The sequence below is a fragment of the Parahaliea mediterranea genome, assembly GCF_017255185.1.
Lineage (GTDB): Bacteria > Pseudomonadota > Gammaproteobacteria > Pseudomonadales > Halieaceae > JAFKCZ01.
Genome location: NZ_JAFKCZ010000007.1, coordinates 324,592 through 333,982, shown reverse-complemented (window position 1 = coordinate 333,982; position 9,391 = coordinate 324,592). Strand labels below are relative to the sequence as shown.

The following is a 9,391-nucleotide window of genomic DNA, read 5'->3' as shown; positions in this document are numbered from 1 at the left end:
AATTACCGTAGTCTTGTTCATGGTCTCCTCCTCATCCCGTGCAGATAGGATGTACATCTCTATCTTGGCGCATCGCGACGCCGTTGGAGAGGGGAGGAGACCATCTCATCGACCAAAAACGGTGCTCACGGCATCAATGGCCGAATAAATTCGGCCCTACAACGGTTAAGTAGGTGCCATTGGGGTCTGACCCCTTTTGGCCGAATGAATTCGGCCCTACAGGTGGTGCGCGCGCCCGTAGGGCCGGCTTCAACTGGCCACGCAGCGCGACAGATAGCGCCGATCACGCTATATCAAAATATTTTGATATAGCTGGCAATCCTGCTAGACTTCCTCGCCATGCTAGCTGTCGAATCCACCGCCAACACTGCCCCCGAGCAGCAGATCGACGCCCTGGCCGCCCTGTGCAAGGCCAGCGCCGACCCCCTGCGCCTGCAGGTGCTGCGCGTGCTGCGCAACGACTCCTTCGGGGTGTCGGAACTGTGCGGCCTGTTCGACATGCGCCAGCCCGCCCTGTCCCATCACCTGAAGGTGCTCGCGGGCGCCGGGCTGGTGGCCACTCGCCGGGAGGGCAATTCCATCTTTTACCGCCGCAGCGAACTGGGCCAGCGCCCGGAGCTGGAGCCGCTGCAGCAGCAGATCTTCCAGACCGTGGACCGGATCACCCTGCCGGCCCCCCTGCACCGGGGCCTGGCCGCGCTGCAGCGCCGGCGGGAGGAAAACTCGCGCCACTTCTTTCACCACAACGCGCACAAGTTCCGCGAACAGCAGGACCTGATCGCCAGCTACGGGCAGTACGCCGCCACCGTGGCGGAAGTCCTGCGGGACGCCCCCCTGGCGCACCGCCGCAGCGCCCTCGAGGTCGGCCCCGGCGACGGCGCCTTCCTGCTCGAACTGGCGCCGGCCTTCGAGCGGGTCACCGCCCTGGACAACGCGGCGGCGATGCTCGACCGGGCCCGCGCCACCGCCGAGGGTGCGGGGCTGGCGAATGTGGATTTCATCCACGGCGACACCGCCAGCGCGGCCCTCGACGGCCTGCAGGTGGACTGCGTGGTGATCAACATGGTGCTCCACCACACGCCGGCGCCGAAGCAGATCCTGCGCGACGTGGCGGGGCTGCTCGCCCCGGGCGGCGTGGTGCTGGTCACCGACCTGTGCCGCCACGACCAGGCCTGGGCCCGCGAGAACTGCGGCGACCTGTGGCTGGGCTTCGAGCCCGGGGACCTGACCCAGTGGGCGGCTGACGCCGGCCTCGCCGGTATCGCCAGCGTGTTCCTGGCGCAACGCAACGGATTCCAGATACAGGTGCGCCTCTTCGGCCACCCCGACTTCAACACAGCAAGGACTACCCCATGAGCGAATATTCCATTTTCACCTCGGAGTCGGTCTCCGAGGGCCATCCGGACAAGATGGCGGACCAGATCTCCGACGCGATCCTGGACAAGATCCTGGCCGACGACCTCAACGCCCGGGTCGCGGTGGAAACCCTGGTAAAAACCGGCATGGTGGTGATCGCCGGCGAGGTGACCACCGACACCTACGTGGACCTGGAAGACGTGGTTCGCGAGGTGGTGCTGGACATCGGCTACAACTCGTCGAAGGTGGGCTTCGACGGCGCCTCCTGCGCGGTGCTGAACGCCATCGGCAAGCAGTCCCCTGACATCGCCCAGGGCGTGGACGAGGGCGAAAACAAGGAACAGGGCGCCGGCGACCAGGGCCTGATGTTCGGCTACGCCACCAACGAGACCGAGGTGCTGATGCCGGCGCCGATCTACTACGCCCACCGCCTGGTCGAAAAACAGGCGGAGCTGCGCAAGCACGGCACCCTGCCCTGGCTGCGCCCGGACGCCAAGAGCCAGGTGACCCTGCGCTACGAGGGCGGCAAGCCGGTGGCCATCGACGCGGTGGTGCTGTCCACCCAGCACGACGAGGATATCAGCCAGAAGGATATCCACGAGGCGGTGATGGACCTGATCGTGAAGGAGACCCTGCCCGCCGAGTGGCTGCACGCGGACACCCGCTACCACATCAACCCGACGGGCCAGTTCATTATCGGCGGTCCGGTGGGCGACTGCGGTCTTACAGGACGCAAGATCATTGTGGACACCTACGGCGGCATGGCCCGCCACGGCGGCGGCGCGTTCTCGGGCAAGGACCCGTCGAAGGTGGACCGCTCGGCGGCCTACGCGGGCCGCTATGTGGCGAAGAACATTGTGGCGGCGGGCCTGGCGGACCGCTGCGAGATCCAGGTGTCCTACGCGATCGGCGTGGCGGAGCCGACGTCGATTTCGATCAATACCTTTGGCACGGGCAAGCTGGGCGACGACAAGATCGCGGAGCTGGTGCGCGAGCATTTCGACCTGCGGCCCAAGGGGCTGATCGAGATGTTGGACCTGAAACGCCCGATCTACCGCCCGACGGCGGCCTATGGGCACTTCGGCCGCGAGAGCGCGGAGTTCACCTGGGAGAAGACGGACAAGGCGGAGGCTTTGAAAGCGGCGCTGTAACGGAGCGCTTTCATACTGTATCGGATAGAGGATGCGCACTTCGATTCAGGGCCGGGCCCCGACACCGGCTGGGCCCCTTCAGGACTCGCCGTGAATACATCCATGTAGGCTCGTGCGCGACATCCATGTCGCACACGGTCCTGAAGGGGCCCACCCGGCGCCAGGTCCCTCAGTGGTATGCGGAAAGCCTATGCCACCAATCACGTATGGTTGGTGGAGCCGCAAGAACTGACTCTCGCACCGAACAAGGGGCGTGGGCTCCGAGGAACAGTGTCACTTGAGCAACGGAAGCAGCATCCGCCCGCAGTATTCGAGGCAATTTAGCCGAAGGTACCCCGGAGGGGTCCGATGGCGGGGAGGCCCTTACGGGACCGTGAGAGACATGGATGTCGGGGGCGGCCCCCCGCAACACGAGCCCCCATGGATGGGTTCACAGCGTGTCCCGTAAGGGCCTCCCCGTTGCCGGGCCCCGGACCAGAATCGAAGCACCAGAAACCACCGAAACGAAACGAACAGGACAAAGTAAAGGGCAGCAGCCCAAATAGGAGCAACCATGACCACAGCCGAAAAAATCGACACCCAGCAGGACTACAAAGTCGCCGACATCACCCTGGCCGACTGGGGCCGCCGCGAGCTCGACATCGCCGAGACCGAAATGCCCGCCCTCATGGCCATGCGTGACAAGTACCGCGGCAGCAAGCCGCTGGCCGGCGCCAAAATCCTCGGCTGCATCCACATGACCATCCAGACCGGCGTGCTCATCGAAACCCTCGTCGAGCTCGGCGCCGAAGTGCGCTGGTCCTCGTGCAACATCTTCTCCACTCAGGACCACGCCGCCGCCGCCATCGCCGCCGCCGGCGTGCCCGTATTCGCCTGGAAAGGCGAGACCGAGGAAGAGTACGAGTGGTGCATCGAACAGACCATCCTCAAAGACGGCCAGCCCTGGGAAGCCAACATGGTGCTGGACGACGGCGGCGACCTCACCGCCATGCTGCACGACAAGTACCCCGCCATGCTGGAAAAGATCCACGGCATCACCGAGGAAACCACCACCGGCGTGCACCGCCTGCAGGATATGCTGGCCAAGGGTGAACTCAAAGTGCCCGCGGTGAACGTCAACGACTCCGTCACCAAATCCAAGAACGACAACAAATACGGCTGCCGCCACAGCCTCAACGACGCCATCAAGCGCGGCACCGACCACCTCCTGTCCGGCAAGAAAGCCCTGGTGATCGGCTACGGCGACGTCGGCAAGGGCTCCGCCCAGTCCCTGCGCCAGGAGGGCATGATCGTGCGCATTACCGAGATCGACCCGATCTGCGCCATGCAGGCCTGCATGGATGGCTTTGAGGTAGTCTCGCCCTTTATCGACGGCATCAACAAGGGCGACGCCGCCTCCATCGATCGCGCGCTGCTGCAAAACATCGACCTGCTGGTCACCACCACCGGCAACTTCAACGTCTGCGACCAGCACATGCTCTCGGCGCTGAAGAACGGCGCCGTGGTGTGCAACATCGGCCACTTCGACAACGAGATCGACACCGCCTTCATGCGCCGCGAGTGGGACTGGGAAGAGGTCAAGCCACAGGTGCACAAGGTGTACCGCGACCGCGCCGCCAACGACCACCTGATCCTGCTGTCGGAAGGCCGCCTGGTGAATCTGGGCAACGCCACCGGCCACCCCAGCCGGGTGATGGACGGCTCATTCTCCAACCAGGTGCTGGCGCAGATCTACCTCTTCGAGCGCCGCTTCGCCGACCTCGAGCCGGAGATGAAGCAGGCCGCGCTGAAAGTGGAAGTGCTGCCCAAGAAGCTGGATGAGGAAGTGGCGGCGCACATGGTGCGCGGCTTCGGCGGCGTGATCACGCGCCTGACCACCGAGCAGGCCGATTACATCGGCGTGAAAGTGGAAGGGCCGTTCAAGCCGGATAGCTACAAGTACTGATTAAGGGTTAACACGGCCGAGTAATTTCGGCCCTACGGGGCTCCCGTGTGGTGCCGTCGAATGAATTCGACCGCACGGGGACCACCCGGGCCTTGCGGCCGAATGAATTCGGCCCTACAGGAAAGCGCACCCAAACCTGTAGGGTCGACAGCGGGCCCCTCTTTTCGGGTCATTCATTCGACCACCGCGGGGACGCCCCCAAATGTGTAGGGTCGAATTCATTCGACCACAACTTGATAGATAATGAATATGGCAACCGACAAACCCCGCATCAGCTTCGAGTACTTCCCGCCCAAAACGGCGGAGGGCCGCGCCAAGCTGCTGGAACAAACCACCCCCGCCCTGCAGGCGCTGGGCCCGGACTTTTTCTCCGTGACCTACGGTGCCGGCGGCTCCACCCGCGACAACACCCTCGACACCGTGGCGTCGATCAACGAGCTCGGCGCCGAGGTGGCCCCCCACCTGAGCTTTGGCGGCGATGACGCCAACGCGGTCCGGGACCTGCTCGAGCGCTACCGCGAGCTGGGGATCAAGCGCCTGGTGGCCCTGCGCGGCGACATTCCCTCCGGCATGGGCGGTGCGGCCCACCTGGTGTACGCCAATGAACTGGTGGAATTCGTGCGCGAGACCACCGGCGATCACTTCCACATCGAGGTGGCGGCCTACCCGGAAATCCACCCCCAGGCCGAGAGCTACGACACGGATATCCGCTATCTCAAGGGCAAGCTGGACGCTGGCGCGAACAGCGCGATAACGCAGTATTTCTACAACGTGGAGTCCTACTTCTACTTCCTGGACCAGTGCGCCGCCGCCGGCATCGACAAGCCGATCTACGCCGGCATCATGCCGATCACCAACTTCGCCAACCTGGCGCGCTTCTCGCGCAACTGCGGGGCCGAGATCCCGCGCTGGATCTGCCAGCGCATCGAGGGCTTCGGCGACGACCAGGACAGCATCCGCGCCTTCGGCATCGACGTGGTCACCCAGCTGTGCCAAACCCTGCTGGAAAGCGGCGCGCCGGGCATCCACTTCTACACCATGAACCAGGTGGAGCCCACGCGCAGCATTCGCAACAACCTGGGCCTGTAGCGACCGGCATGCGCATCCCGCGAGTCTATACCCAGCAGCCCCTGGCCGAGGGCGCGGAAGTGGAACTGGAACCCGGCCCCAGCCAGCACCTGGCCCGGGCGCTGCGCATGAGCGCGGGGCAGGCGCTCAGCGTGTTCGACGGCGCCGGCAACGAATTCGCGGCGCAGATCCTGCGCGTGGACAAACGCGCGGTCACCGCCGTGCTCTGCGATCGCAGCGATCGCGACGTGGAATCGCCGCTGGCGGTCGAGCTGGGTATCGGCATATCCCGCGGCGACCGCATGGACTGGGTGCTGCAAAAAGCCACCGAGCTCGGCGTGCAACGCGTGGTCCCGCTGTTTACCGAACGCACCGAGGTCAAGCTCAAGGGCGAACGCGCGGACAAAAAACAGCAGCACTGGCGGCAGGTGATCGTCAGCGCCTGCGAACAGTGCGGGCGCAATCGCCTGCCCGGGCTCGGGCCCGCCGTTTCCCTTGGCGACTGGCTCGCCGCCTGCTCCGCCGAGCGGCGCTTCGTGTTGCACCACCGGGCGACGGCGGCGAAAGGCAGCGGCGCTCCGCGCAGCGTGGCCCTGGCCGTGGGTCCGGAAGGGGGCCTGAGCGACGCCGAAATCGACGCCGCGGAGCGCGCGGGTTTCGAGGCCCTGGGGCTCGGCCCCCGCGTGCTGCGCACCGAAACCGCCCCCCTGGCGGCACTCGCCATCCTCCAGGCCCGCTGGGGCGACATGACACCGGAACTGTAACAAGGACTTCCCAATGACCATCATCCAGGACCAGATTCGGGGCAACCACTGCTTCGGCTGCAGCCCCGACAACCCCCACGGCCACCATATCAAGAGCGCGTGGGACGGCGAGCGCGCGATCTGCCACTTCGCCCCCGAGCCCTGGCACTGCGCCGGCTCGCCCCACTATGTGTACGGCGGATTGATCGCCTCGGTGATCGACTGCCACTGCATCTGCACCGCCATGGCGGAGGCCTACCAGCGGGAGGGGCGCGCCATCGGCGAGGGCGAGAATATCCTCTACGTCACCGGCCAGCTCAATGTGAGCTACCTGCGCGCGGCGCCCATCGCCGGGCCGCTGGTGCTCGAGGCCCGGGTCACCGAGGCGGGCGAGCGCAAGTCTCGGGTGACCTGCTCGCTGGCGGTGAACGGCGAGGAGTGCGCCCGGGCCGAACTGGTGGCGGTGCGCGTTCCCGCCTCCTGGGGCGAGGCGGAGGCCGGCTGAGCCGGGCACGCGATGCCGCGCCCCACAGGAGCCCGCACTTGCACAGCTCACGGGCATTGCGTAGTTTAGGGCTCGCCCTCCCCCACGGACATCGCGGTACGCAATCATGACTATCAAGCTCGGCGTGGTGATGGACCCCATCGCCAACATCAACTTCAAGAAAGACACCACCCTGGCCATGCTGTGGGCCGCCCAGGCGCGCGACTGGCAGCTCTACTACATGGAGCCCGCCGACCTCTACCTGGAACAGGGAGAGCCCCGGGCGAGGATGGCCCGCCTCACGGTATTCCGCGACCCGGAGAACTGGTACGACCTGGGCGATACCGGGGACAGCTCGCTGGCGGACCTGGACGTGATCCTGATGCGCAAGGACCCGCCCTTCGACAACGAGTACATCTACAACACCTACATCCTCGAGGCGGCGGAGCGCCGCGGCACCCTGATCGTCAACCGCTGCCAGAGCCTGCGCGACTGCAACGAGAAAGTGTTCGCCACCCAGTTCCCCGAGTGCTGTCCGCCGGTACTGGTCAGCGCCGACGCGGCCCGCCTGCGCGATTTCCACCGCGAGCACGAGGACGCGATCTACAAGCCCCTGGACGGCATGGGCGGCAGCTCGATTTTCCGCGTGAAAAAAGACGACCCGAACCTCAGCGTGATCCTGGAGACCCTCACCGATCACGGCCGCCGCTCGATCATGGCCCAACGCTACATCCCGCAGATCGTCGACGGCGACAAGCGCATCCTGATGATCGACGGCGAACCGGTGTCCCACTGCCTGGCGCGGGTGCCCCTGGTCGGCGAGACCCGCGGCAACCTGGCGGCGGGGGGCACCGGCCGCGCGCAACCGCTGTCGGCCCGCGACCGCGAGATCGCGGAGCGCGTGGGACCCTCCCTGCGCGAACGCGGCTTGTTGTTCGTGGGCCTGGACGTCATCGGCGACTACCTCACCGAAATCAACGTCACCAGCCCCACCTGCGTGCGCGAAATCGACGACCAGTGCGGCCTGGACATCGGCGGCGAGCTGATGGATTGTATAGAGGGCAAACTGAGAAACAGATAATCATTCGGGGATGGATGTGACTCGCCGCGGCCAACCGGACCGGCGCCTGCGCACGGCGCTGCTGGTCGCCCTGCTGCTGCACGGCGCGCTGGTGCTGGGGGTGTCCTTCGACACCGGCGGACAAGCTCCGTATCGCCCGCAGATCGACGTGACCCTGGCCCGTCAGCCCGCCGCGCAAACACCGGAGGACGCCAGCCATTTCGCCCAGGCCAACCAGCTCGGTAGCGGCGACCGCTCCGAACACACCGAGGTGAGCGCCCGGGCGAGCACGCCACGGGTCAATCCCGGCCCCCCGCAACCCACGCTCCTACCCCGTGGCGATCAGCCCTCCAGCCAGCGCCGCGAACGCAGTCTCGCCACCCGTGCCGCCGCCGAACGCCGGCAGGCGACGGAACGGGACGCCCGCGAACTCGTGGACCCCGCCATGCAGGGCATCGACCCCTCCGCGGACCCGTTGACCCGCGAGTTGGCCGAACTCGAGGCGGCCCTCGACGAGCAGTCCCGGGCCTATTCCAACCTGCCCCGGGTGCGCCGCCTGACCTCGCTGTCGACACAGGCCTCGATCGATGCCGCCTACCTGCACGACTGGCGCCAGCGGGTGGAGGCGGTGGGCAATCGCTACTACCCCGAAGCCTCGGTGCGCTACGGGATATACGGCAGCCTGCGACTGCTGGTGGTGATCGATTACTCCGGCCAGCTGGAGGACATTCGCGTGCTGTCCTCCTCCGGCTACGCACTGCTCGACGAAGCCGCCATCAAAATCGTGCGCATGGCCGCGCCCTACGCCCCCTTCCCACCGGAACTGCGGGCCACGGCGGACAAGCTGGAGATCATCCGCACGTGGCAATTCCAGGAAAACCGGCTAAGCTCAGGCTAGGGCCTTCCGTTTAGCCCTACATGGATAGCCCCAAGCCAAGCAAGATAGCCCCAGCCAACCGAGGTCACCGTACAAGCACCATGCCCACACCCCTGTCAGCCAATACGTCCCGCAGCGGGGATTGCCTTCGCAATCACTTCCTGCTGGCCATGCCCACCCTGACCGAGGGCATCTTCTGCCAGAGCATCACCTATATTTGCGAGCACGGCGAAAGCGGCGCGATGGGCATCGTGATCAACCAGGCACTGGATTTGAGCGTGGCGGAAATTTTCGATCACCTGCAGATCGAGGCCACCGACGACTTCAGCGAGACGCCGGTCATGGCCGGCGGGCCGGTGCAGATCGACCACGGCTTCGTGCTGCACCGGGAACCCGCCAAGCGCTGGGAGGCCAGCATGCGGGTCACCGGCGAAATATCCCTGACCACCTCCCGGGATATCCTGCGCGCCATCGCCGCCGGCGAGGGACCGCGGGACTACCTGATCGCCCTGGGCTACGCCGGCTGGTCGGCCGGGCAGCTGGAACAGGAACTGGCGGAGAACAGCTGGCTGACCCTGCCCGCCAATAGCGATATCATCTTTTCCACTCCCCACCAGCGCCGGCTGGCCGCCGCCGCCGCGCAACTGGGCATCGATATGAACCTCATTTCCAACCAGGCGGGCCACGCCTGATTCACGCGACAGTCA

Annotated in this window: 9 protein-coding genes; all 9 read left to right on the top strand. The window is 65.9% G+C overall.

What is annotated here, in order from left to right:
• The first annotated feature begins 339 nt into the window (after positions 1-339).
• The 9 genes from JYP50_RS11850 to JYP50_RS11810 all read left to right on the top strand — a co-directional run bounded on the left by JYP50_RS11850 (position 340) and on the right by JYP50_RS11810 (position 9,376).
• A complete protein-coding gene (locus JYP50_RS11850) occupies positions 340-1,356 on the top strand; it encodes an ArsR/SmtB family transcription factor (protein ID WP_206560726.1) in 1,017 nt (338 codons plus the stop codon).
• A complete protein-coding gene (gene metK, locus JYP50_RS11845) occupies positions 1,353-2,507 on the top strand; it encodes a methionine adenosyltransferase (RefSeq protein WP_206560725.1) in 1,155 nt (384 codons plus the stop codon). Before JYP50_RS11850 ends, metK begins: the two co-directional genes overlap by 4 nt.
• A gap of 553 nt (positions 2,508-3,060) precedes the next feature.
• Complete coding sequence (gene ahcY, locus JYP50_RS11840) at positions 3,061-4,452, top strand: adenosylhomocysteinase (RefSeq protein ID WP_206560724.1); 1,392 nt, start codon at positions 3,061-3,063, stop codon at positions 4,450-4,452.
• A gap of 249 nt (positions 4,453-4,701) precedes the next feature.
• Positions 4,702-5,541: a methylenetetrahydrofolate reductase [NAD(P)H] gene (metF, locus tag JYP50_RS11835; RefSeq protein WP_206560723.1), complete on the top strand. Its 840-nt coding sequence runs from the start codon at positions 4,702-4,704 to the stop codon at positions 5,539-5,541.
• Between the two features lie 8 nt (positions 5,542-5,549).
• On the top strand, positions 5,550-6,284 hold the full coding sequence (locus JYP50_RS11830; protein WP_206560722.1) for a 16S rRNA (uracil(1498)-N(3))-methyltransferase: 735 nt from the start codon (positions 5,550-5,552) through the stop codon (positions 6,282-6,284).
• Positions 6,285-6,297: 13 nt separating this feature from the next.
• The gene (locus tag JYP50_RS11825; protein ID WP_206560721.1) at positions 6,298-6,768 is read left to right on the top strand and encodes a PaaI family thioesterase; all 471 of its coding nucleotides are present in this window, start codon (positions 6,298-6,300) and stop codon (positions 6,766-6,768) included.
• Between the two features lie 106 nt (positions 6,769-6,874).
• Complete coding sequence (gene gshB / locus JYP50_RS11820) at positions 6,875-7,828, top strand: glutathione synthase (protein ID WP_206560720.1); 954 nt, start codon at positions 6,875-6,877, stop codon at positions 7,826-7,828.
• A 16-nt stretch (positions 7,829-7,844) separates the two neighbouring features.
• Positions 7,845-8,705, top strand: coding sequence for an energy transducer TonB (locus tag JYP50_RS11815; protein WP_347136775.1), 861 nt, complete (start codon positions 7,845-7,847; stop codon positions 8,703-8,705).
• A gap of 80 nt (positions 8,706-8,785) precedes the next feature.
• The gene (locus tag JYP50_RS11810; protein ID WP_206560718.1) at positions 8,786-9,376 is read left to right on the top strand and encodes a YqgE/AlgH family protein; all 591 of its coding nucleotides are present in this window, start codon (positions 8,786-8,788) and stop codon (positions 9,374-9,376) included.
• The last annotated feature ends 15 nt before the right edge of the window (positions 9,377-9,391 follow it).